The 24,643-nt window shown below is 67.4% G+C and carries 17 protein-coding genes and 2 pseudogenes; 10 read left to right on the plus strand and 9 right to left on the minus strand.

What is annotated here, in order from left to right; all coding sequences use genetic code 11:
- Nucleotides 1–30: 30 nt before the first annotated feature.
- Entirely contained in the window at nucleotides 31–1,350 is a 1,320-nt protein-coding gene (locus QP181_RS05125) for a sensor histidine kinase (protein ID WP_333927852.1), read from the minus strand.
- Entirely contained in the window at nucleotides 1,347–2,021 is a 675-nt protein-coding gene (locus tag QP181_RS05130; RefSeq protein WP_333929558.1) for a response regulator, read from the minus strand. Before QP181_RS05130 ends, QP181_RS05125 begins: the two co-directional genes overlap by 4 nt.
- A gap of 107 nt (nucleotides 2,022–2,128) precedes the next feature.
- Here QP181_RS05130 and QP181_RS05135 point away from each other — a divergent pair, with 107 nt between their 5' ends.
- The 6 genes and pseudogenes from QP181_RS05135 to QP181_RS05165 all read left to right on the plus strand — a co-directional run bounded on the left by QP181_RS05135 (nucleotide 2,129) and on the right by QP181_RS05165 (nucleotide 10,858).
- Nucleotides 2,129–3,391 carry an efflux RND transporter periplasmic adaptor subunit gene (locus tag QP181_RS05135; RefSeq protein ID WP_333927853.1) on the plus strand — a complete coding sequence of 421 codons (1,263 nt, stop codon included), beginning with the start codon at nucleotides 2,129–2,131 and terminating at the stop codon, nucleotides 3,389–3,391.
- Nucleotides 3,388–6,588, plus strand: a pseudogene (locus QP181_RS05140) (efflux RND transporter permease subunit). The gene QP181_RS05135 and the pseudogene QP181_RS05140 overlap by 4 nt, the downstream one beginning before the upstream one ends.
- Nucleotides 6,585–8,003 carry a TolC family protein gene (locus QP181_RS19930; protein ID WP_443027519.1) on the plus strand — a complete coding sequence of 473 codons (1,419 nt, stop codon included), beginning with the start codon at nucleotides 6,585–6,587 and terminating at the stop codon, nucleotides 8,001–8,003. Before QP181_RS05140 ends, QP181_RS19930 begins: the two are co-directional and overlap by 4 nt.
- 3 nt (nucleotides 8,004–8,006) lie before the next feature.
- A complete protein-coding gene (locus QP181_RS05155; protein ID WP_333927855.1) occupies nucleotides 8,007–8,633 on the plus strand; it encodes a hypothetical protein in 627 nt (208 codons plus the stop codon).
- Between the two features lie 43 nt (nucleotides 8,634–8,676).
- A complete protein-coding gene (locus QP181_RS05160; RefSeq protein WP_333927856.1) occupies nucleotides 8,677–9,759 on the plus strand; it encodes a glycosyltransferase in 1,083 nt (360 codons plus the stop codon).
- Entirely contained in the window at nucleotides 9,668–10,858 is a 1,191-nt protein-coding gene (locus tag QP181_RS05165; protein ID WP_333927857.1) for a glycosyltransferase family 4 protein, read from the plus strand. The genes QP181_RS05160 and QP181_RS05165 overlap by 92 nt, the downstream gene beginning before the upstream one ends.
- Here QP181_RS05165 and QP181_RS05170 read toward each other — a convergent pair.
- Together QP181_RS05170 and QP181_RS05175 are read right to left on the minus strand one after the other, a co-directional pair.
- A complete protein-coding gene (locus tag QP181_RS05170) occupies nucleotides 10,809–11,735 on the minus strand; it encodes a glucosamine inositolphosphorylceramide transferase family protein (protein WP_333927858.1) in 927 nt (308 codons plus the stop codon). The genes QP181_RS05165 and QP181_RS05170 overlap by 50 nt on opposite strands.
- Before the next feature lie 64 nt (nucleotides 11,736–11,799).
- Nucleotides 11,800–13,023: a CDP-glycerol glycerophosphotransferase family protein gene (locus QP181_RS05175; protein WP_333927859.1), complete on the minus strand. Its 1,224-nt coding sequence runs from the start codon at nucleotides 13,021–13,023 to the stop codon at nucleotides 11,800–11,802.
- A 147-nt stretch (nucleotides 13,024–13,170) separates the two neighbouring features.
- Between QP181_RS05175 and QP181_RS05180 the strand changes: the two genes are divergently transcribed.
- The 4 genes from QP181_RS05180 to QP181_RS05195 all read left to right on the plus strand — a co-directional run bounded on the left by QP181_RS05180 (nucleotide 13,171) and on the right by QP181_RS05195 (nucleotide 18,438).
- Nucleotides 13,171–14,511, plus strand: coding sequence for a lipopolysaccharide biosynthesis protein (locus QP181_RS05180; protein ID WP_333927860.1), 1,341 nt, complete (start codon nucleotides 13,171–13,173; stop codon nucleotides 14,509–14,511).
- Nucleotides 14,508–15,065 carry an RNA polymerase sigma factor gene (locus QP181_RS05185; protein ID WP_333927862.1) on the plus strand — a complete coding sequence of 186 codons (558 nt, stop codon included), beginning with the start codon at nucleotides 14,508–14,510 and terminating at the stop codon, nucleotides 15,063–15,065. The genes QP181_RS05180 and QP181_RS05185 overlap by 4 nt, the downstream gene beginning before the upstream one ends.
- Nucleotides 15,055–16,053, plus strand: a complete 999-nt coding sequence (locus tag QP181_RS05190) for a FecR family protein (RefSeq protein ID WP_333927863.1) — start codon at nucleotides 15,055–15,057, stop codon at nucleotides 16,051–16,053. Before QP181_RS05185 ends, QP181_RS05190 begins: the two co-directional genes overlap by 11 nt.
- 123 nt (nucleotides 16,054–16,176) lie before the next feature.
- Nucleotides 16,177–18,438, plus strand: coding sequence for a TonB-dependent receptor (locus tag QP181_RS05195; RefSeq protein ID WP_333927864.1), 2,262 nt, complete (start codon nucleotides 16,177–16,179; stop codon nucleotides 18,436–18,438).
- 4 nt (nucleotides 18,439–18,442) lie between these two features.
- On the opposite strand, the gene QP181_RS05200 is transcribed toward QP181_RS05195, so the two are convergent.
- From QP181_RS05200 to QP181_RS05220, 5 genes and pseudogenes are all read right to left on the minus strand, one after another.
- The gene (locus QP181_RS05200; RefSeq protein WP_132735270.1) at nucleotides 18,443–18,910 is read right to left on the minus strand and encodes a DUF2141 domain-containing protein; all 468 of its coding nucleotides are present in this window, start codon (nucleotides 18,908–18,910) and stop codon (nucleotides 18,443–18,445) included.
- 156 nt (nucleotides 18,911–19,066) lie between these two features.
- Nucleotides 19,067–20,371, minus strand: coding sequence for an OmpP1/FadL family transporter (locus tag QP181_RS05205; protein ID WP_333927865.1), 1,305 nt, complete (start codon nucleotides 20,369–20,371; stop codon nucleotides 19,067–19,069).
- Between the two features lie 49 nt (nucleotides 20,372–20,420).
- On the minus strand, nucleotides 20,421–20,831 hold the full coding sequence (locus QP181_RS05210; RefSeq protein WP_333927866.1) for a DUF2147 domain-containing protein: 411 nt from the start codon (nucleotides 20,829–20,831) through the stop codon (nucleotides 20,421–20,423).
- A gap of 272 nt (nucleotides 20,832–21,103) precedes the next feature.
- Nucleotides 21,104–23,422 carry a 3-hydroxyacyl-CoA dehydrogenase NAD-binding domain-containing protein gene (locus QP181_RS05215; RefSeq protein WP_333927867.1) on the minus strand — a complete coding sequence of 773 codons (2,319 nt, stop codon included), beginning with the start codon at nucleotides 23,420–23,422 and terminating at the stop codon, nucleotides 21,104–21,106.
- Nucleotides 23,422–24,557 (minus strand): annotated as a pseudogene (locus QP181_RS05220) (thiolase family protein). The gene QP181_RS05215 and the pseudogene QP181_RS05220 overlap by 1 nt, the downstream one beginning before the upstream one ends.
- Nucleotides 24,558–24,643: the final 86 nt, after the last annotated feature.

The raw sequence follows: 24,643 nt of genomic DNA on the forward strand, positions 1-24,643 counted from the left end.
GCGGGCTTAGCCGAACTGTTGCGTAGTTTGCTACCTGTGTCGCGGCGTCGTCGCTCCGAACGCGATCTCGAAGCATAGCCCCGTCCCGCCGGGGCCAGGCGTGACGTCGAGCAGGCCGTGATGCGCGCGGGCGACGCGGTCGACGATCGACAGCCCGATCCCCGATCCTTCCGAACGCGATCCGTCGGCGCGCCAGAACCTGTCCTTGAGCCGGGCGAGGTGCTCGGGCGCCACGCCGGGGCCATCGTCGGCGACGGTCAGTCGTGCACCAGGCCCAACCCGGACGAGGATGTGCGTGCCCGTCGGCGTATGGCGTACCGCGTTGCCAACCAGATTCTCCAGCGCGAGCGTTACGGCGCCCGGATAGCCGATGACCGGCGCGATCTCCGAGGTCTCGACGTCCAGCGCGATGCTGCGGCCGCCGGCGATGATCGCAGGCGCCTGATTGGCGACTAGCACCTCGGCCAGCGCGGCGAGGTCGAGCGGTTCGCCGGCGTCCTCGACCGGGCGTTCGAGATCGGCGAGCGCGAGCAATTGCGTCACCACGCGGGCGGCGCGATCGACCGATGCGAGCAACGAAGCCTTCACCGGACCGTCCTCCACCGCATCGGCGCGCAGGCGGATCACGGCGAGCGGCGTGCGCAGTTCGTGGGCGATGTCGGCAGCGAATGCGGTCTGCGTCCGGAATCCTTCTTCCAGTCGGTCGAGCGCTTCGTTGGTAGCCGCCGCGAGCGGCTCGACTTCGGACGGCAGCGTGCCACGCGGCAACCGCGTGTCGAGCGTGCGTGGGCCGATCGCGGCGGCGGTCGCCGACACCGCCTGCATCCGCCGGGTGAGACGGCGGGTTAGCAAAGCGCCGATCAGCGGCACCAGCGCGGCGATCGGCAGGACGAGCAGCGCGAAGCGTTTGAGGAAGGCGCTGACGATATCGTCGGTGATGACTTCGGGGGCGGCGCTGTCCTGCGACGCGACGATCCAGCGGTTGCCGGCGATCGGTACGCTGTACGCCTCGATCACGCCGCGGCGGAAGAAGTGCGCGCCGTGGTCCATCGGCACGGCGGCAACGATCCGCGGCCGGGCGGGGCCCTTCGCCATCAGGACGGCGCGGCGGCGGTCGATGATCGCGATCGCCATGCCGTCGGTCAGGACGTCGCTGGGCAGTGTGATCAGCGGCAGGGCATTCGCGACGATGGCGGCCTGTTGGCGGAGCAGGCGGCGCTGGTAGTGATCCGCGGTGCTGTGGAGCAACGCAGCGACGCCGAGCGACAGCGCGATCGTGGCGATCAGCGCCATCACGACGTGGAGCGCGACGAACTGACCCAACAGTGAACGCGGCAGACGCAGCCTCATTGCTTGGGGACGATGATGTAGCCGACGCCGCGCACCGTCTCGATCCGCGCGCCGCTCGATGCGTCGTCGAGTTTCTTGCGCAGGCGATGGACATAGACCTCGACCGCGTTCGAGCCAAGGTCGCCGCCTAGTCCGAACAGGTGATCCTCCGCGATCCGCTTGGGGACGACGTTGCCGGCGCGACGCAGCAGCAGTTCGAGCAGTTCGGTCTCGCGTACCGACAGCGCGATCGTCGTACCCTCGACATGCGCGACGCGGATTTCGAGGTCGAACGTGAGGCGACCACAGGTCAGCGAGCGTCCGAGATATCCCCCTTGGCGACGCAGGACCGCGAGCAGGCGCGCGTGCAATTCGTCGACGTCGAAAGGCTTCACCAGATAATCGTCGGCGCCTTCGTTGAGGCCTCGGATGCGCGCGTCGATCGTGCCGCGCGCGGTGAGGATCAGCACCGGACTCGTGTCGCCGCGATCGCGCATACGGTGGAGCAGTGCCAGCCCATCCTCGTCCGGCAACCCGAGATCGAGCAGGATCGCGGCGTAATCGCCGTCCTTCAGATACGCCTCGGCCTCGTCGCCGCTACGCGCGAGATCGACCGCGAACCCGCGCGGGGCCAGCGCTGCTGTCAGCGCCTGCGCCAGATCGCGGTCGTCCTCGATCAACAGCACCCGCATCCGATCCCGTCCCCAATTTTCGCCCATCTTGCCGCGGCGCAGCATCCGTAAGCGCGCTGTAAGCCAGCGGCGCTACCGGCTCCAGTCTAATCCCCAAGGGGCTGATTATGCACGCATCGACGACACCCGAAACGCTCCCTCCCGCCGCCACGCTCTCGCGATCCGCGCAGTTACGCTGGCTCGGGATCGCGGCCGGCGTGATCGTCGGGCTGGTCCTGATCGTCGTGCTGATCGGCAAGCTCACGCACCACGAACCGGCGCCGGCACCGGTCACACCGCCGGGGACGTTCCGGCCTACCAGGGACCAGATGGCCGGGCTCACGACGATGCGCGTCGGCTATGGCGCGTCCGATGCGCGGACGCTCGCGAGCGGCGCGATCACCGTCGATGGCGATCGCAGCACGCCGGTGTTGATGCCCTATTCCGGGCAGGTGGTGCGCGTGCTCGCGGACGCGGGGCAGCGCGTGACGCAAGGCCAGCCGCTGATGCTGGTGAAGACGAGCGATTTCGTCGATGCACGTAGCGGACTCTTTGCGGCGCGCGCCGGGTTGCAGAACGCACAGGCACAACTTGCGACGGCGCAGCGGACCGCGGAGCGCCAGCGGTTGATCTACGAGACGGCCGGCGGTGCGCTGAAGGATTACCAGCAGGCCAGGACCGATCTCGCTGCCGCACAGGCGACCGCGCGGACCGCCGCCGCCTCGCTCGGTGCAGCGCGCGACAAGCTGGCGATCCTCGGCAAGTCGCAGGGTGAGATTTCGCGGCTGGAGAGCGTCGGCGAGGTCTCGGGCATCCACGACGTGACGACGCTGCACGCACCGATCTCCGGGCTGATCGCGACGCGCGACGTGTCGTCAGGGCAGTATCTTTCGCAAGGCGGTGACAAGCCGGTGATGACGATCACCGATCCGTCGCGTGTCTGGCTGATCGCGCAACTCGCCGAGAACGACGCGAGCGCAGTGCATCGCGGCGACAGCGTCACCGTGACGACGCCCGCGCTGCCGGGCCGCAGTTTCCACGCGACGATCGATCTGGTCGGTGCCGCGCTCGATCCGCAGAGCCGTCGCCTGCCGGTGCGTGCGACGATCGCCAACCCGGACGGCGCGCTGAAACCGCAGATGTTCGCGAGCTTCTCGATCCAGCGCCCGCATAGCGGCGATGCGTTGCTCGTTCCCGCCGCGGCGGTGATCCACGAAGGCGACGACGCACGCGTGTGGGTGGTGCGCCCCGACGGCCTGCTGGTCGCGCGCAAAGTCACCGCCGGCGAGGAGCAGGACGGCAAGGTCGCGATCACCGCCGGGCTGCAATCGGGCGAGCGCATCGTCACCGCGGGCGCGCTCTTCGTCAACGAAGCCGGTCTCGGCGAATGAACCGGATCGTCGAATTCGCGCTGCGTCAGCGGCTGCTGATCGTCGGCATCTTCGTCGCCATGCTGGTGGCGGGGGGCGTCGGATTCTACAATCTCAACATCGAGGCGTATCCCGATCCGGTCCCGCCGATGGTCGAGATCATCACCCAGACGCAGGGTCTCTCCGCTGAGGAGATGGAGCGCAACGTCACCATCCCGATCGAGGTCGGCATGGCAGGCATCCCGCATCTGACTGCGATCCGCGCGATCTCGCTGTTCGGGCTGTCGGACATCAAGATCCAGTTCAGCTACGACCTGACCAACGATCAGGCCAAGCAGCAGGTCATCAACCGCCTGTCGCAGCTGCCGCCACTCCAGGGTGGCGCGCAGCCGACGTTGTCCCCGACCAGTCCGGTTGGCGAGATCTTCCGCTACAAGATCACCGCGCCGAAGGGCTATTCGGTGATGGACCTCAAGACGTTGCAGGACTGGGTCCTTCAGCGCCGGTTCAAGCGGATCCCGGGCGTGATCGACGTCACCGGCTGGGGCGGCAAGCTGCGCACCTATGACGTGGTGATCGACAATGATCGCCTCGCCGCGCACAACGTGACCGTGTCGCAGGTGCTGGCGGCGCTCGCCAAGAGCGACGGCAATGTCGGCGGCCAGACGATCAATTTCGGTGCGCAGGCGGCGATCGTCCGCGGCATCGGGCTGATCCAGTCGGTCGGCGGTATCGAGAACGTGCTGGTCGGCACCGGCGGTGGCCAGCCAGTGTTGCTGAAGGACGTCGCGCACGTCCGGATCGGCAACGCGCCGCGGCTCGGCATTGCCGGCTACAACGACCAGGACGACATCGTCCAGGGCATCGTCCTGATGCAGCGCGGCGCGCAGTCGATGCCGACGATCCTCGCGGTGCAGAAGGAAGTGTCCGACATCAACGCGTCGGGGATCCTGCCGCCGGGCGTGCATCTCGACCGGATCTACGATCGTTCCGACCTGATCCACCTGACGATCCACACCGTGCTGGAGAACATGGTGGTCGGCATCCTGCTGATCTTCGCGCTCCAGTGGATATTCCTCGGCAATCTGCGCAGCGCGATCATCGTCTCGGCGACGATCCCGTTCGCGCTCGCCTTCGCGATCCTTATCCTCGTGTTGCAGGGGGAAAGCGCGAACCTGCTTTCGGTCGGCGCGCTCGATTTCGGGCTCGTGGTCGATGCCTGCGTGATCATGGTCGAGAACATCTTCCGCCACATGGTCGAGCGATCCGCGCATGTCGAAAGCGGCCGCCTTGATGGAAGAGGGGGCATTACACGCTCGCCAACCGCTTCTCGGCGGTACTCGGCGCCAGCTCCGAGGTCAGCCGCGGCATCTTCTTCGCCGCCGCGATCATCATCGCCAGCTTCCTGCCGCTGTTCACGCTGACCGGCGTCGAGGGCCACATCTTCGGGCCGATGGCGAAGACCTATGCCTATGCGATCTCCGGCGGGCTGATCGCGACCTTCACGGTCGCGCCGGTGCTGGCGACGTTGCTGCTGCCTGACAAGCTGTCCGAGGTGGAGACGTGGATCGTGGGGAAACTGCGCCGCGTCTACGAACCGGCCGCGGCGTTCGCGCTCGGCAACCGTGTCGTCGCGATCGGGGCTGCGTTGCTGATGCTGCTCGCGGTGGTCGGCGTGCGCTCGCTCGGCATCGAGTTCCTGCCGCATCTCGAAGAGGGCAACATGTATATCCGCGCGACACTGCCCGCGTCGGTCAGCCTCGAGGCGGGCCAGCCGGTGGTCAACGGCGTCCGCCGCATCCTGATGCAATATCCCGAAGTGCAGGCGGTGTTGTCGGCGCATGGCCGTCCCGACGACGGCACGGACTCGACGGGCTTCTTCAACGCCGAATATTTCGTGCCGCTGAAGCCGTTCGACACCTGGCCGAGCGGCGTCACCAAGGAGACGCTGACCGAGGAACTGTCGAAGCGGCTGTCGGCCAAATATCCGGGCGTCGACTTCTCCTTCTCGCAGATCATCGAGGATAACGTCGAGGAGGCGGCGTCGGGCGTGAAGGGCGCGAACTCGATCAAGCTGTTCGGCCCCGACCTGACTACGCTCGAGAAATATGCCAACCAGATCAAGGCGCAGATGGGCAAGGTCCGCGGGATCGAGGACCTCGGCGTGTTCCAGTCGCTCGGCCAGCCTACCGTGCGGATCGACGTCGATCGCGCGCGTGCCTCACGCTACGGCCTGACCCCCGACGACATCAACGCGACCGTCGCCGCGGCGATCGGTGGGCAGTCGAACGTCGACCTGTACGAGAAGGGCACCGATCGCCACTTCCCAATCGTCGTGCGCCTGAAACCTGAACAGCGCGACACGATAGACGCGATCCGCCGGATCACGATCGGTGCACCGTCGCCCGATGGCGCGGGCACGATCCAGGTGCCGCTGTCTCGAGGTCGCCGACGTCAAGCTGACGACCGGTGCCTCGTTCATCTACCGCGAGCATCAGGAACGCTACATACCGATCAAGTTCTCGGTCCGCGGCCGCGATCTCGGCGGGGCGGTCGACGAGGCGCATGCGCGGATCGAACGGACCGTGCATCTGCCCTCGGGCTATCATCTCGAATGGGCGGGCGAGCTCGACAACCTCAACAACGCGGTCGCGCGATTGGAAGTGGTGGTGCCGATCAGCCTGCTGGTGATCCTGCTGCTGCTCTATGCGAACTTCGGCTCGATCCGCGACAGCCTGCTGGCGTTCTCGGCGATCCCGATGGCGATCATCGGCGGCGTGCTCGCGCTGGCGCTGACCGGGACCGCGTTCAGCATCTCGTCGGCAATCGGCTTCGTCGCGCTGTTCGGAATCGCGGTGATGGACGGGATCCTGGTGGTCACGACCTATAATCACGCCGTCGACGAAGGGTTCGCGCGCGAGAATGCGCTCGCGACCACGGTGCGCCACAGCCTGCGTCCAGTGGTGATGACGTGCCTGGTGGCAGCGATCGGCCTGCTCCCCGCCGCGCTGTCGAGCGGGATCGGCAGCCAGGTGCAGAAGCCGCTCGCGCTGGTCGTGGTCGGGGGCATGACGCTCGCGCCGATCCTGATCCTGCTGGTGCTGCCGGTGCTGATCGCCCGCTTCTCGAAACGCGTACCGCCCGAGGACCGCGGCGCACACGGGCGCGACGTCGGGCACCATCCCAATACTGACGGCCATACGGAGGCCACGGCATGAAGCGTTTCGCTATCCTCCTTCTTGCGGGCGTCACCAGCGCCTGCACGATGGGCCCGCGCAACCTCGACGCGCATGCCAGCCTGCCGCCGACCGCTGCGGCACAGACCTTCGCACCGTCAAGCGGCGCGGCGCAGGCTACTACGCTCGCGGCGGTGCCGTCGGAGTGGTGGCGGACGTTCGGCAGCGCGCAGCTCGACACGCTGGTGAGCGAGGCGCAGGCGCATGCGACGGATATCGCCGTGGCCGAGGCCACGTTGCGGCAGTACCGCGAACAGGGTTCCGCCACGGCGGGCTCGGCGCTGCCGCAAGCCGACGTGAACTATCAGGCAGAGCGCACGCGGATCTCGAACGCGCTGTCGCCCGCGGTCGCGGACCAGAACCAGCAGCTCTACACGCTGCATACCGCGCAGGTGACGGTGAGCTATGCGCCCGACCTGTTCGGCGGCACGCGGTCGAAGATCCACTCCGCGCGCCGCGACCGAGACGCAGCGGCAGCGGCTCGCGGCGGCACGGACGACGGTAATCGCCAACCTGGTCGAGGCGGTGATCCAGCGCGCCTCGCTGGCCGATCAGATCGCCGCCGCGCAGACCGCGATCGCGGTCAACCGCGACATCCTGCAGACACTGGTCAAGCGCCAGCAACTCGGCGCCGTCGGGGCTGCCGATGTGTCGACGCAGCAGGCGGCACTCGCGACGGCCGAAGGCGCACTCCCCCGCTGGTCCGCGCCGAAGCGCATCAGCGCGTGGTGATCGGAACGCTGATCGGGCGCTCGGCAGGCTCGGACATGCCGCCGCTACCGACGCTCGCGTCGTTGACCCTTCCACGCGATCTGCCCCTGATAGTCCCCTCCAATCTGGTCGCAAGACGCCCCGACGTGCTGGCCGCGCGTGCGCAACTTGAAGGGGCAGGGGCCGATGTCGGCACTGCCATTGCCGCGCGGCTCCCCGCGATCTCGCTCAGCGGATCGGCGGGCGGGACGTCCGAACGGTTCGGCGACATGTTCAAGAGCGGCAACCCGTTCTGGACGCTGATCGGTGGGATCACCCAGCCGATCTTCCACGCCGGCGCGCTCCGCCATCAGCAGCACGCCGCCGAGGCCGCGCTGGATGGGGCGAAGGCGCAATATCGGGCCGCGGTGCTCCAGGCATTCGGCGACGTGTCCGACGCGCTGACCGGTCTGCGCACCGACGCCGACGCGCTCGACTCCGCCACGCGCGCGACCGACGCATCCGGCCGGGCGCTCGACTTCGTCCGCCGCCAACTCGCGCTCGGCGACGTCGGCACGCCCGCATTGCTCAACGCGACCGCCACCGACGCGCAGGCACGCGGCCAAGCCGTGCAGGGGCGCGCCGCCCGGTTGGCTGACACGGTTGCGCTATTTCAGGCCGCGGGCGGCGGCGTCACAGGAGGATAATCGATGGGCGGCATGATAAGCGCGACGAGCGGCAAGTTCGTCCTGATGGCGGCCACCCTGCTGTTCCACGGCCGGGTGGACAACGCGCCGACGACGATCGCGATCGTTCCCGGCGCTCCGCAGTCGGCGATCGGCACGAGGCTGGCCAATCGGATCGCACACCGCGACCGGGTCAAGATCGGTATCCGCGCGGAGTATCTCCACGCGCCGATCGCCGCGGTCGAACCGGCCCCTGCGGACGGTGCAGACCTCCGGATCGGTCAGGATATCCTCGACGCGCACCCGATCGAGATCGACTTCCCGCACCACGAACTCCGCCTGTTGCTGCCGGGCGAGGCAGCGCGCGCCGAACGCGGCATGACCGCGATCCCGGTCACGCACCAGGCGGACGGTACGATGACGGTGCCGCTGACGCTCGACGCCGCGCCACCAACCGCTGCGGTACTCGACCTTGCGCACGCCACCGCCGTGACCGCGCCGACCGAAGCCAGCGCCGTCGCGCTCGGCCATTCGATCCTCAAGAACGCCATAGTCGTGCACGGCGCCAGCCCAACGGTCGGGCTCAGCGCGTTCGAGGACATGCGGGTAATCTTCGATCTCGGCCACGATCGGATCTGGGTCGCGATGTAACTAGGCTTGGCTTCGGGGCAAGGTCGGGGCTAACCGCCCGGTCATGGCCGCCCTGTCGATCCTCATCGTTCTTCATGACTTCGCCCTGGGCGGGACCGAACGCGTTGCCGTACGGCTCGCCGAAGCGTGGGCAAAGCGCGGCGTCCAGGTCACCATCTTTGCCGGATCGGACGCAGGGCCACTCCGCGGTTTGGCGGGGGATCGGGTAGACGTCGCGCTTGCCGATCCGCCGATCCCGCGCGGCCGCGGATCGCGCCGTCGTCTGGCGCACGCGGCCCGCGCCTTCGTCGCACCGCGCAGGTTCGACGGCGTCTTCATCCCCGGTAATTTCCACTGGCCCGTCGCCGTCGCGCTGGCCGGATCGGGCATTCCCGTCGTCGCGCAGGTCAGCGCCGCGCTCGACAAGCCGCAACGGGGGCGAGTGCGGCAATGGGCGTTCGAGCGTCGGATGCGATATTTGCTGCGGCACGTGCAGGCGGTGGTCGCGCTGTCCGATGTCGCGCGCGATCAGGCCGACCGGATCCTGCGCCGCCGCGTCGCCACGACGATCGCGTTGCCCGCGCTGGCCGACGATAGCGTGCCGCCGATCCCAATCCCGGAAACGCAGAGCCCGGCGATCCTGGCGGCGGGGCGTCTGGTGCCAGAGAAGGGGTTTGCGCGACTGATCGCAGCGTTCGCCGCGTTACCCGAAAAATCGGCCCGGCTGGTGATCGTCGGCGACGGCCCGGAAGCGCACGCGCTTCGGCGGCAAGCCGAGACGCTGGGGATCGCCGATCGGATTGCATTCCCGGGCTATGTCGCAGACATCCGACCCTGGCTCGATATTGCGCGGCTGTTCGTGCTGCCGTCCGATTTCGAGGGCTATCCGGCCGTGATGGTCGAGGCGCTGGCGGCGGGTAGGCCGGTCGTGGCGACCGATTGCACGCCAGCGACGCGATTGCTCGACGCACCGGGGGCGGGCAAGGTGGTACCGCTTGGCGACACCATCGCCCTGGCGCAGGCGATCACGCAGATGCTGTCCCAATCGTCGCCCGATGCGGCGCAACTGGCAACATCGGTTGCGCACCACCGGATCGGTGCGGTCGCTAAAGCCTATCTCGATCTGTTCGCGGCGGTGCGCGCGTGAGCGCTCTGCCGATGCGGATCGCCTATGTGATCAACTCGGTCGAAGGCGGCGGGGCCGCGTCGCCGGTGCCCGCGGTGCTCGGGATATTGCGCGATGGGGGGGCAGAGGTGGCGGTGTTCGCGCTTGCCGCACGCGACCGCCGCGGCGAGACGGCGATGCGCGCCGCCGGGTTCGACGTGCAAGTGCGCGACGGCGGCGAGACCGATCACGTCGCGGCGCTTCGCTGGCTCGATGCGACGCTCCGCGACTGGGCGCCGACGCATCTCTGGACGTCGCTGACCCGCGCAACCCTGCTCGGGCAGATGATCGGCCTGCGTTGCGGCTGGCCGGTCGTCAGTTGGCAGCACGCCGCGTTCCTCAAGCCCGCCAACCGCGTCCTGCTACGCGCGATGCAGCGCCTGTCGCGACTGTGGGTGGGCGACTCCACCGCGGTAACCCGGCTGACCGCGGAACGGCTTCACGTTCCCCCGCGCGCCTGGTGCAATGGTCGATCTTCCGCGCCGATCCGAACGCGAAACAGGCGACCCCGTGGCGGGAAGAGCAGCCCGTACGCATCGGCAGCCTCGGCCGTCTCCACCCGGTCAAGGGCTACGACGTCCTGATCGAGGCGCTCGCCTTGATCGAAACGCGCACGCCGTACGAGATCGTCATCGCCGGCGACGGCGCGGAACGCGCGGCGCTCGAAGCCCGCGCCCAAGCGCTTGGGCTGACAACGCTGCGGTTCGCCGGTTACGCGGCCGACCCGGCGGCGTTCCTCGCCGACTGTCATGTCTATGTGCAACCGTCGCGATCGGAGGGGTTATGCGTTGCTGCGCACGAGGCGATGCAGGCGGGGTTGCCGGTCGTCGCCTCGGCGGTCGGCGAACTCCCCGGCACGATCGTCGAGGGCGAAACCGGCTTTACCGTTCCGCCCGGGGATCCCGTCGCGTTGGCGCGGGCGCTGTCATCGGTGCTGGCGAGGCCGGCGCAACTGGCGGCGATGGGGCAGGCCGGCCGCACCCGCGTTCTGGCCACCTTCGGACCCGAGCGGTTCGCCGCGACCGGGCTGGCTATCCTCGAACGGATGCGCGCTTTCGGACTGCGCGACCGAGTTTCCTGACTTCGCGGACGGCTTCGATCGAAAGCCCGTGCAGCGACAATTCGGTGCGCTTCATATCGACCAACGTCACCGGTCCCGCTGCCGACAGCGTGTGGAACCCCTCGGCATACGGCGCGCACGATACCGGAGGCTTCAGCGCATCGCCGATCTCAGCCTCGAACCGCTCCGGCGTGAGCGTCGTTATCGTCAGCGGCCGGATCGCGCCGCCATAGGTCCGGCTGCAATCCTGCACCGGCAGTATGATGTGCCCATCGATCACCAGCGGCATCCCGCCGGGGCGGGCGCTCGCAACGTCCACGCGCACCGGATTGGCGGCATGCGGCATCCACGGGCCCGCCAGTCGCTCGGCATAGGCGACGTGCAGAGCACGCATCTTGTCCGGTTCGCGGTCCGCCGACGTATAGAACAGCCACCAGAGCCCGCCGTGAAGTATTGGCGTCGCATCGACCGCGACGTGATCGAGTTCGATCACGTGCGCCGGCTCCCACCGGGTCGGGAAGTCGACCGCGCGGTACAGCGTCAGCCGGTTCGAGCGGTGCGCTTCGGGCAGCATCCACGTTTCCCCCTCCGCCTCGAACACTAGCGGATAGGACAGATGCCAGGGCTCGTTCAACACCGGCTGGCGGTCGACCAGGCGGAAGTCGGCGTCATAGACCAGCACTTCGATCGCCCCGATCCGCACGCGGTAGTCGTAGGTCTCGACGAACACGTGCAACAGTCCGTCGCGCCACAGTCCGAACGGGTCCGCGAGAAACTGGAAGCTGCCCATCGGCGGCAGCCACATCATCGGCAAGCCCTCGATCGAGCCACGTGCGACGATCGCCTCGGCAGTCGCCATCACGATGGCGGGGCGCCAGATATCCTTGCGTAAAGCCACGGTGGTCGATCGATCCCAAATGCCACGCCCGGCAAGGACGCCACGCCGGCCTTCTCGCGGCGGTTCAGGCTACGCGCAACCCCTGCAATCCGATCGCCGTCTCCGGTTCGCGCTCCGGCAGCACGCTCGGGGTCGTATCGCCGAGCACGCTCATCACCGCGCGCGCCGCACGCACCGCGGAGCGCTCCGCGGTCAGCTCGAAGCTGCGCTGGAATAGCGCACGCTGGACCGGACGATAGCGATCATGCTGCCCCACCGCGCGATCGAGCGCATCGCCGAGTCCGTCCGTGCCGGTCACGACCTCGCCCGCCTGCCAGTGCGCATAGTTCGCATCGCCGTCCCATTTGGTCGCATGCGCGTCGAGGAACAGGCACGGCCGCGGGGTGTGGAGGAACTCGTACACCTGGCTGCTGACGTCGCCGAGATAGATGTCCGCCGCCGCAGTGTAGGTCATGTCGGTCGAGGCCGCGCTGCCCAGATCGACATGGATGTTCGGCGCATCGCGGAAACGCTGCTCGATCACGCCGGCACGGTCGATCCGGAACTTGTCGATCGTCAGCACGAACTTGCGGTGGAACAGCATGACGTGCGGTGCGAAGATCAAATTGTAGCGGTCGTCGTGGAGGAAATGCTCGAGCACCGCACGGCCCTGCGCATACCAGGACGACAAATGCGGCGACGGATGCGGATTATACAGCACCGTAGGCTTGCCGTTCGCCTGGAACGGCAGACGCGGCGCGGGCTCCGGCATCAGATCGAACTTGGGATAGCCGATCAGGCTCATCCGGTTGAACGGCACGCCGGCCTCGCGGTGAAGGCGCTGGCGGATCTTGGTCCCGGAAACGAGCACGTGATCGAATGTCGCGCTATGCTTGTTGAAGCCGATCGCGCGGTCGCCGGCGCCATGCCGCGTGTGGATGATCTTGAGATCGTCGAGGCCGTAGCGCGTCTTCAGCAAAAGCGACGTCTTCTCGGCAACGACCAGCGCATCGAGCGATCGAAAGAAATCGAGATTGTCGCGGTAGATGCCGATCTTGGTCACCGGCAGCGCCCATTCGAGCGTGCTCGCCAGCGCGCGCGTCGACGTGCGGTGAAGGCCGAGTTCGACGAGCGGAATGCTGACACCCAGCCTTGCGCACAGCCGCCGGACTTCGTCGGTCAGCCGGGCATTGGTGGTCGCGACGACGATCTCCGCATCCGGATAGCCCTCCGCCATCGCCAAGGCGGTTGGTAGGGCGTGCGCGACCTGATGCACTTGGTCGTGATTGAACAGAAAACCGATCTTCATGCCCGGTAGACGTTCCCGAAGCGGCCGACCCTCATTAAATATTTCGTCACTTTGCGGGTTGGGCGGAACTTTCTGTTCGTCGCTGCAACAGGAGGAGTCTAAGCGCTCGCGATGCGCTCGCTCCTCAACCGTATGACGTCTCGTAAGGTGCGACCCGCGAAATCCGAACGGGCGTTCGAACGGACGGCTGAAACGCGGTCTGGCCTGCGGCTGGTCCTTGCGAACCTTGGTCATCTGCTCGGGGGCAAGGCGGCCGCGGGGGTGATGAGCCTCGTTTATCTGGTGCTCGTGACGCACCGGCTGGGGGCGGCTGAGTACGGCGTGCTGGTGCTGGTCAACGCCTATGCGGTGCTGATCGGCAGCGTGCTGGCATTCTCGGGTTTTCACGGCGTGGTGCGCTATGGCGGGATTGCGCTCGAAGCGGGCGATCGTGCCGGGTTCGCGCGGATCGTCCGGTTCCTCGCGGTGATCGAACTTGGCTGCGGCGCGGTGGCGGTGATCGTCGCCGCGTTGCTGGTGCCGTTGATCGGGCCGCGGCTCGGCTGGTCGCCGGACACTATTCGGATCGCCATTCCGTATAGTCTGGCGGTGATCGCGACGGTCCGTGCGACACCGCAGGGCTTGCTCCAGATTGCCAATCGGTTCGACTTGATCGGCATCCACCAGGCGGTGTCGCCGCTGATCCGGCTCGTCGGCGCGCTCGGGATCTGGTTCGCGGGCGGCGGGTTGATCGGCTTCATCGCGGTCTGGCTGATCGCGGCCGTTGCCGAGGGGTTGGCGATGTGGGGTTTCGGCTGGGTGGCATGGCGCAAGCTGGCCGCCGGGGAACCGTTGCGCGGCCCGTGGCGCCACGCCGCCCGCGACACCGATGGCCTCAGGCGCTTCATCCTCATCACGAATTTCGACATCACCGTACGCGAGCTCGCGCCAAATCTCGCCCCGTTGACGGTCGGCTGGTTGCTCGGGCCGGCGGCCGCGGGGCTGCTCGCGCTAACCCAGCGCGCCACGTCTCTGCTCGCCCAGCCGACCGTGTTGCTCAGCCAGGCGAGCTACGCTGTGCTTGCCGCCCAGGTCGCCCGCAATGATCTGGCCGCGCTCCGGCATACCGTCTGGCGGAGCGCGGGTCTGGCACTCGCGATCGGAGTGCCGATCGTGGCGGTCCTTGCATTTGCCGGCGATCGGCTCTTGGTCACGCTGGGCGGCGCGAGCTTCGGCGGCGGTACCGTCCTCCTGATCCTGATCGCCGGCGCGCGTGCCGCGGGGCTAGCAAGCGCGCCACTCGCATCGGGTCTGACCGCGCTTGGCTTGCCGGGCCGCTCGATGACCGTCGGGGTGGTGACCAGTCTCGCGCTGTACCCGCTGTTGCCGGCGATGCTCTGGGCGTTAGGCACCGATGGGGCCGGATGGCACGCGCTGCTCCAGAACGGTGCCGCGATCGTCGCGCTTGCGCTGATGTTCCGCAGCGACGCAAAGGGTCGACCGGCATGACCATAGGCGGGCTCCGTGCGGTTTTCCTCGCCGAGCGGGCGATGCTCCTGCGGTTGCTCGTCGCGCGGCTCGGGAGCGTCGAGGAAGCGGAGGACGCGTTGCAGGATCTCTGGCTGCGGCTGGAGACGGTCACCGGCGGCCCGATCGCCGAACCGCTCGGCTATATCTGCCGGATGGCGAACAACATCGCGGTCGACCGGCGTCGTCGCGCGGTGCGGCGCACCGATCGCGATACCGACTGGCTCGAAACGCAGGCGACCGCGGACGAGCATCCGGACGCCGAACGCGCATTGATCGCCCGCGACCGGCTTGCACGGGTCGAGGCGACGCTTGCCGGCCTGCCCGACCGTGTCGCAACGGCGTTCCGCCTGTACCGGTTCGACGACCTGCCGCAGAAGGCGATCGCCGAACGGATGGGTATCACCGTCAGCGGCGTCGAGAAGCTGCTGCACCGCGCCTATCTGAGAATCCACTTGCAGCGCAGCAATTCCGGTGTGGATATCGCGCCGGCCAAACGTCTCCCTCATGAGGAGGACCAGCGCGATGGTCGATGAGTGGACCGACCAGGGCAGAGCAGGCGCAGCCGCGGATCAGGCGGTGGCGTGGCACCTTCGCTTGCCCTCCGCCGATGCGGACGACTGGCTGGCGTTCACCGCATGGCTCGAAGCCGATCCGGCGCATGCCGATGCCTATGATGCGCTGACCCGCGCCGATGCGGAACTGGACGATGCGCTGACGCCACCCGACTGGTCGGAGACGACGCCCCGCGATCGGTCGGAGACCACCTCCCGCGTCGCGGCCAACGACGATCGCCCCGCACCGCGCCGTCGCTGGGCGCTTGCGGCATTGGGTGGTCTTGCCGCCGCGGGTATCGCCGGCGTGATGCTGCCGTTGGAGACCGACCCCACGGTGCGGATCGTCGAGACGGCGCGTGGCGTCCGTCGCGCGGTCATGCTCGGCGATGGCAGCCGGATCGACCTGAATGGTGGCACGCGACTGGCGATCGACCAGAGTGCCGTACGGCGGGTCACGCTCGAGCGCGGCGAGGCGACCTTTCACGTCACGCACGATCCTGCGCACCCGTTCGTCGTCCAGTCGGGCGAAATGCGGCTGCAGGACGTCGGTACCGTCTTCAATGTCGCACGCGTGGGCGCGCATCTCGGCGTCCAGGTGGCCGAGGGAGCGGTGATGTTCCAGCCCGATGACGAGCGGATCATGCTGACCGCCGGCGCGGCCCTGTCGCATCTCGACGGTCAGGCGCCGCGCCTGTCGGGCGTCGCGGTCGACGATGTCGGCAGCTGGCGCAAGGGACGGCTCGTATTTCAGCAGACTCCGGTACGGCTGGTCGCCGCCGCGCTGGAGCGGAGCACCGGGACGGCCGTCAGGGTCGCACCGGCGCTGGCGGACACGCCGTTTACCGGATCGATCGGAGTCACGGGCGGCGCGGATCGCCTGATTCCCCGCGTGGCCGCGCTGATCGGGGCTCGGGCGGAGCACGTCGATGGTCGCTGGCGTCTGGTCGGAGGCCATGCCGGTCCGTAAACTTCGCCTGGCCATTTCGCTGCTCGTCGCCCCGTCGTTCGCATTGTCCGTGCCCGCTCCCTCCAGGCGGCGGCGCGACGGCCGATCGCCATCGCGCCGGGTCCACTCGATCGCGCGATCGGTGTGCTCGCACAGCAGACCGGGGTCGATATCGGCAGTGCCGAGCCTGGGTTGGGGCAGGTCAGCGCGCGCGGCGTCCAGGGACGGCTGACCGTCGCCGATGCGCTCGATCGACTGCTCGCGGGTACGGGATACACGGCGCAACGGCTCGCCCCGGACGGTTTTCGGATCGTTCGTCGCCGGATTGCGCCACGTCCGGTGCGGCGTTCGCCCCAGTCCGTAGCGCCCGACCGGCCGCCGATCATGCCGGCCGTTGCTGAGCCGACGCCCGATGTGGTCGTGACCGCGACGAAGCGCGCGACCTCCCGCCTTCGTTTTCCGGGAGCACTGACGATCTTGCGCGCCGATGGCACCGCGCTGATCGGCGCCGACGCAACCGGCGGGATGGACCGCGCGATCACCGCCACGCCGATCCTCCAGGGGACCGCGCTCGGGGCGGGCCGCAACAAACTGTTCATCCGCGGCGTCGCCGACAGTAGCTTTACCGGCCCGACGCAAGCGACCGCCAACGTCTATTTTGGCGAGGTGCCGGTCGCCTATAACGGCCCGGACCCCGGGCTGAACCTGTACGACGTCGATCAGGTGGAGGTGCTCGAGGGGCCGCAGGGAACGCTGTACGGCGCCGGTGCGATCGGTGGCATCGTCCGGCTTGTCCCGCACCCGGTCGATCTGACACGACAGGCCGGCAGCCTGTCGGGCGGCGTCAGCACCACCCGATCGGGAGCGCCGGGCGGTGATCTCGCCGGCATGATCAACCTGCCGATCCGCACTGGGGTCGTCGGCGTGCGCGCGATTGGCTACACGGTCGTCGAAGGCGGCTATATCGACGACGTGCGCCGCGGCTTGCGCAACGTCAATCGCGTGGAGACGACCGGCGGACGCCTCGACGTGCGGGTCGCACCGGCGCGAGGCTGGACGATCGACGCCGGGATCGTCGGGCAAAACGTGTCCGCGCCCGACCTTCAATATGCCGAACGCGGTGCCGGTCCGCTGGCGCGAGCCTCGCTGCTCGCCCAACCCTTCGAGCAGCAGTATTTTCTCGGTCGCCTCGTCGTCGACAAGCAGTGGGACGACGGCCTGCATCTGGTCTCTGCGACCGGTCTGGTCCACCGTGACGCCGAAAGCCGGTTCGATGCCACCAAACCCAGCCAGCCGACCCTGCCGATCGCCTATGATACCGACGAGCGCAGCCGGCTGTTCTCGCACGAGACGCGGCTGTCGCGGACGGGGACGAACGGCGCCGGGTGGCTGGTCGGGGTCGCGGTGATCCACGCCCGCGATGCCTATGCCCGCATGTACGGCGTTCCCGACCGGCTGCGCGATATCGTCGGCGTCACCAACCGGACGTTCGATGCCGCGATGTTCGGCGACGTCGGCGTCGCGGTGACACCGGCGCTGACGATCACGGCTGGTGGACGCCTGACCCACCAACGGAGCGATGGCGATCCGATCGCCAGCTTGCGTACGACCAATTTCATCCGCGGCCGAAGCGTCACCCGGGTCGATCCGACGCTTGGCGCATCCTGGCTCCTCACTCTCGGACTTGCCGCGTTCGCGCGCTATCAGTCCGGCTTCCGGACCGGCGGGATCACCGTCGCCCCGGGTGTTGGCCGGGTCGCCGATCTCGTGCCCGACAGCATCCATGTCGGCGAGATCGGACTTCGCCGGGAACGCAAGGGGCCGCTCGGGCTGACCGGATCGATCGGGTTTTCGGTGGCCGACTGGCGGCATATCCAGGCTGATCTGGTCGATCGATCGGGCTTCCCCTTCACCACCAATCTCGGCAACAGCCACATTCATGGTGCCGAGGCGAGCCTCGACTGGGTCCTGGTGGCGGGGCTGAGCCTCGACGCGGCGATGTTCCTCAACGACACACGGGTCACCGACCCCAACCCCGCGCTGCGGCGTCAGGTCGGTACCAGATTGCCCAATACGCCGCCCTTCGCGGTATCGGGCGGCATAAGCTACACCTGGGTACTTGGCACTGAATCACACATGAGCACCAACGCCACCTGGCGCTATGTCGGCCGCTCGACGATCGGGACGCAAGCGCCGCTCGACGTGTCACAAGGCGAGTATGGCTCTACGCATTTCGGTACGACATGGTCGAAAGGACGCGTCCGGCTGAGCGGCACGATCGAGAACGTGTTCGACGTCAAGGGCGACCGCTTTGCCGGCGGTAACCCGTTCGTTCTGGCCGCGCGCACCGAATATACCCCGCTGCGACCGCGCACGGTTAGACTCGGTGGCAGCATCGCGTGGTGATGTCCTAGCGGATCGGCTTGAGCGACCCGCCCTGGAGATAGGTGAGCGTCACGGGGACGACCGTCATACCGTTCCCGACGCGGACCTGAACGGTTTTTGGATCTGGTTTGCGCGAGAACAGCATGTCGAACAACGTCACGTGCGGGTTGCCCGATGCGCCACCGCCGTCGCTGCGATCGGTCTTGCCGTTCGCATTATAGTCGTGGCGAACGTCGACCGCATACACGCCAGGCCGCGCGACCGGCATGCAGACCGCGACGATGCCGTCACGCGGTACGGCGATCTCAGTCCGCAGCAACGCATGCTTCTTGTCGAAATAGCTCGACGGCGCACCACCGAACACGCGCACGCGGACGGTCCCGGCGCGCGACTTGAAACCGGTGACCTCGACCAGAAGCGCGGGATGGGCGCTACCGGGCGCGCACTGTGCAGCGTCCGGGCCGATCGGCCGGACAGCCGCGCTCGGCGCCATCAACAGCGCCGCCAAATATAAGCTTACCATGGCTGTGGAAGTGGGGCGTCGGCAGCCTTGTGCAAGATGCGGAGCACCGTGCGCCTCTGTTACCCACCTCAGTCCGGGATGCCGGCTTTGGGGTGCGCCGCTACCGGCGACGCACCCCGTCCGACATCAGAAGCTCAAACGTCCGCCGAGCGACAGCACGACCGCCGAGGCGTTGCGCAGCGCACCCGATGTCAGGATGTTGGTCTGCGCGGCGGTGCCGACATACGCCGCCGTGATGCGGTCGATCGTCGTGTTCTCGAAGTCGACATATTGCGCAGCGGCGTCGAGCGCGATGTGCGACGACAGCTGGTACGAGCCACCCGCTGCATAGGTCCAGCGATCGGCGTCGGGCACGCGTGCGTCGCGCGAGCCGTCCTGCGTTGGCGACTTGGTGCGCTGCAGACCTGCCCGCACGGTGAGCTTCGGCGTGACGTCATAGTCGAGCCCGCCCGCGAGGCTCCAGCTGTCCATGTAGTTCTCGGGGATCGCGGTGTTCAGCGGTGCGCCGAGATCGATCGTGTCGAACTTGCTCCAATTATACGCGACGACCTGCGCGTTGAGCGTCAGCTTGTCGGTACCACGGAACCGGCCTGCGACGATCACCTGACCCGGGGTGTTGAAGGCAGCCTTGGCGCCCGACACGGTCGTGTTCGATGACGCAAGCGGACCGACGAGGCCGCTGACCGTGAGATCACCCTTCAGATTGTGCCGGATGCTCGACTTGTAGCTAACGCCGACCGTCGCGAAGTCGTTGTGGAGCTGTACGCCCGCGGTCCAGCCGAAGTCCCAACCGTCGCCGCTCAGTTCCTGGCGACCATCGGGCAGCGCCGCGGAAAGGTTGGGGAGCGCGTTGCTGAGCGTTGCGTCGGTATATTCGACGTTCAGCGCACCACCGACACGGAGCCAGTCGGTCACGACGATACCGACCGACGGCTGGATATCGATCGTCCGCAGCCGCGTCTTGTCGGCGCTGTAGCGGGCCCAGCTGTCCCCATCATAGTTGGTTGTGAAGCTGAACGGCGAGGTCACCGCGAGGCCGACGGCGATCCGGTCGGTCAGCGGATAGGCGATCGACCCCGATGGCACGACACCTTTGTTGATCGGATCGCGCGAGTTCGACTGGCCGCTGATCGCGGTGCAGGCCTGGCCCGGGCGGCAGATCCGCGTGCCGGTGTCGACCACGTCGCCCTTCGGCAGAATTGCGGACGCGCTGAGCGTCGCGCTGCCGTCGCGGATGCCGGCGATCGCGGCCGGGTTCCACCACAGCGAGTCAGGACCTGTGTCGGCGCCTTCGCCCGAGAACGCACGGCCTGCGCCGCGTGCGGACTGCGCCTGGAGATAGAAGGCGTCGGCATAGGCGGTGCTGGCGAAGCCGAACGCGGACACGAGAGCGGATACCGCGAGAAGCGGAGCTTTGTTGCGAACTGTCATGGGTAAGGTCCTGAAAGCTGTACTGATAGGGGAAGGTGGAGGAGTCGCCTCAGCGCACGCGCGTCCAGGTCTGCGTCTTGCAGAGCGGGAAGAACACGCAGCCGCGCAGCTTCAGCTGGTTCGCACCGAGTGGCGTGATCTTGCCGCTATAGGTCTTGCCGTCCTCGGCATTGTAGACCTGCCCGCTGCTCCAGACGCCGTCCTTGTCGGGCTTGAACCCGCTCAGCATCTGCATGCCCTGGATCGGGCGATTGCGCAGCACAGTGTTCGCGTTGTTCGCGTCCTTCATCGAAGGATTGGCGCGGAGCGCGTCGGAGGTGAGGATCTTGCCGCAGATCGACGGGCCGCAGCGGGCGATCTCGACGATGGCGTTGTGCGTCTCGGTCTTCCAGCGACCGATGACGGTCTCGGGCGTCGCGGAAGCGCCAGCGAGCAGAGCACCGATAATCAACAGGGACATCTTCTATCCTCTCCTAGTGTCGGTTGATGGCGCCGTATGCGTACGGTCACCGAATGTCTCGTCAGGTCGTCGACGTTATCGCGACCTTGTTGCCGTATACGGCAGTTATTGGTCCCGACTAGAATTGTACGAAGACAAGTCAAGTCTTCTTACCGATTCCAGCGGGTGAAAAAGTTTTCATGGACTTATCGTTCCTCCGCGCACGCGGGGGCCCAGGGCAACGAACGCGGCGCTGCTTGATCCTGGGCCCCCGCTTTCGTGGGGAAACAGGGTCAGTTGCGTAGCGGGTTGCCCGTCTGCAACATGTGGACGACGCGGGCCTGGGTGCGCGGATCCTTGACGCTTGACATGAACGCCGCGCGCTCGAGGTCGAGCAACTGGTTCTCGGTCACGGTGTCAACCAGATCGGCTTCGCCGCCAGTCAGCACTTCCGCAAGGCGATCCGCGACGACGAGGTCGTACTCGGTCGCCATCCCCTTCTTGTGGAAGTCCGCCACCGCCATGTTCAGCCCCGTCCGGCCGCTCTCGCCGGCAAGGCGGAAGGTCGGCTTCTCCGGTGCCGCATAACCCTCGACCAGCGACAACGCCTTGGCCTTTGCATCGGCCAGCAACCGGTCGCGGTTCATCGTGATGCCGTCGTCCTTGCGTAGGATCATCATCTCCTTCGCCTCCGCCGCCGACTTGGCGACCTGCGCGGTGGAAACAGCCTGGAACACCTTGGTCAGCACCGGCATCGGCCCGTTCGGCAGCGTCCGCGACTTGGTCCAGCGGTCTAGCATCTCGCCATTGCCACCCCAGCCGGGAACCAGCCCGACGCCGCACTCGACGAGGCCGGCATAGGTCTCGGCATGCGCCTGCACCGCATCGGAGTGGAGCAGGATCTCGCACCCGCCGCCGAGCGCGAGCCCGGCAGGCGCGCTGACGACCGGAAAAGGCGCGTATTTGAGCGCCTTGTATGCCTGCTGACCACCCGAGACGCTAGCCTCGACCATGTCCCAAAGGCCCGCCCCGACCGCGAACATCGCCGCGCCCAGGTTCGCACCCGCCGAGAAGTTCGATGCTTCGTTATACACCACCAGCGCCTTGAAACGCTCGCGGATGAGCGGGATCGCCTCGTTGATGAGCGCGACGACCTGATCGTCGAGCGCGTTCATCTTGGTGTGGAACTCGAGCGCCGCGACGCCGTCGCCGACGTCCCAGAGCGACGCCGACAGGTTCTGAAGGATCGGCTGCGAGCGGAGCTTGATATCCTCCAGCAGTTCGACACCGTCCGCGCGCGGCACGTCGGCATACTCGCCGCCCGCGGTGAGATACTGACGCTGGCCGTTCTCGATGCGGTAGAAGGGACGATCGCCCGCGGTCGTCAGGATCGCCGGAACGTCGCGACCTTCGTCGGCAAGCCGCGCGGCGAGCACGCCGGGACCCATCCGGTCGATCAGCTCGAACGGCCCGTATTTCCAATTATACCCAAGCTTCATCGCGTCATCGATCGCGACGATATCGTCCGCAGCCTCACCGACGAGCATCGCCGCGTAGGACAGAACGCTGCCGAGGATCGTCCAGGCATAAGTGCCGATCTTGCCCGGCTCGGCGATCAGCGCAGCAAGATCCTTGCCGGTCTTGCCGGGCAACTCCGCCGGCTTGGCCTCAGGCCGATACTCGCCGGTCGCGAGATCGAGCGACAGCTTGGTCCGCGTCGCCTTGTCGAAGCGGTAGAACCCACCCTTGCCCTTGCGGCCGGTGAACCCTTCCGCGATCATCTTATCGACGAGCGGCAGCGGGCGGATCGTATCGAAATACGGATCGCCGGCCGGCAGCGTGGACGACAGGCTCTTCGACAGCAGCGGCATCAGGTCCACACCGACGAGGTCGATCAGCCCGAAGATCCCGGTCTTCGGCACGCCCATCGGACGGCCGCCGATCTGGTCGGCTTCCTCGACGGTCAGCCCCTGGTCCATCGCCGCGTTGATCGCGATCGCCAGCCAATAGGTGCCGATCCGGTTGGCGATGAAGCCCGGCGTATCCTTCGCGCGGACGATCCGCTTGCCCATGAAACGATCGACGAAATCCTCGACCGTCTCGGCGACCGCGACGTCGGTATGCTCACCACGGACGATCTCGACCAGCCGCATGTAGCGCGGCGGGTTGAAGAAGTGCGTGATGAGGAAGTCGGCCTTGAACTGGTCCGACCGCCCCTCGACGAGGTTGCCCAGCGGGATCGTCGAGGTGTTCGACGACACCGCGGTGCCCGGACGCTTCAGCGCCTCGAGCTTGGCGTAGAGCGCCTGCTTGATGTCGAGCCGCTCGACGATCGCCTCGACGATCCAGTCACACTCGGCGACGCGGTCGAGGTGATCGTCGATGTTGCCGGTCTCGACCAGCTTGGCCGCCCGCTTCGACATGAACGGCGCCGGGTCGGTCTTGAGCATCTTGGCGACCGCGCCCTTCGCCACCGCATCGCGGTCGTCACCCTCTCGGGGTACGATATCGAGCAGCAACACGGGGATGCCGGCATTGGCGACCTGCGCCGCGATGCCTGCGCCCATGACGCCCGCGCCGATGACGCAGACTTTTTTCACAGCATTGACCATCATGCGCGCTCCAGCACTGTTGCGATGCCCTGACCGCCGCCGATGCACTGCGTCGCCAGCGCATAACGGCCACCTTCGCGCGACAAGAGCGCAGCCGCCTTGCCGACGATCCGAGCGCCGGTCGCGCCGAGCGGATGGCCGATCGCGATCGCGCCGCCGTCGAGGTTGATCGTCTCGTCCTTCAGCCCGAGGTCGCGGATGCAGGCGATCGCCTGGCTCGCGAACGCCTCGTTGATCTCGACCACGTCGAGGTCGGCGACGGTGATCCCGGCACGCTCCAGCGCCTTCTTCGACGCACCGATCGGGCCGAGCCCCATCGTCTCGGGCGCGCAGCCCGACACACCGATCGACTTGATCCGCGCGAGGATCGTCAGGCCATGCTTCTTGGCGAACTCTTCCGAGGTGACCAGCACTGCCGACGCACCATCGGTCAGCGGCGACGAGGTGCCGGCGGTCACCGACCCATCCGCGCTGAACGCAGGCTTCAAGCCGGCAAGCGCCGCGGTGGTCGTGCCGGCGCGGATCGTGCCGTCCTGGCTGACCGGGCCCGCCTTGGTCTGGATCGTCACGATCTCGTCGGACAAGCGGCCATCCGCACGCGCAGCGGCAGCCTTGTCCTGGCTCTTTACCGCGAACGCATCCTGCTCGGCCCGCGTGATCTGGTATTGCCGCGCGACGTTCTCCGCAGTCTCGCCCATGCCCATGTACGCGCCGGCGCTCTTCTTCGCGAGCTCGGGGTTGGGGAGGGGTTGTAGCCGCCCATCGGCACGCGGCTCATCGATTCGAGGCCGGCGCAGATGAACGCCTCGCCCGCGCCGACCGCGATCTGGCCGTACGCGATGTGGATCGCGCTCATCGATGAGCCGCAGAACCGGTTGACCGTCATGCCGCCGACCGAGATCGGCAGGTCGGCGATCTGCGCGATCAGCTTGGCGACGTTGAGGCCCTGCTCGCCCTCGGGGAAGGCGCAACCGAGGATGATGTCCTCGATCTCGGCCGGATCGATGCCGGTCTTGTCGAGCAACCCGCGAATCGTCTGCGCGGCGAGATCGTCCGGACGGACACGGGCGAGCTCGCCCTTGCCGGCGAGGTGGAACGGCGAACGGGCGTACCCGGTGATGACGACGTTGGTCACGATGATCCTCTCATGTTGCGGTCGACCCGGTTAACGCTTGCGGGTTACCCTTAAGGTGCGATACCTCACCTTTACGTCAAGGTGAA

This window comes from Sphingomonas sp. LR55 (assembly GCF_036856015.1).
Lineage (GTDB): Bacteria > Pseudomonadota > Alphaproteobacteria > Sphingomonadales > Sphingomonadaceae > Sphingomonas.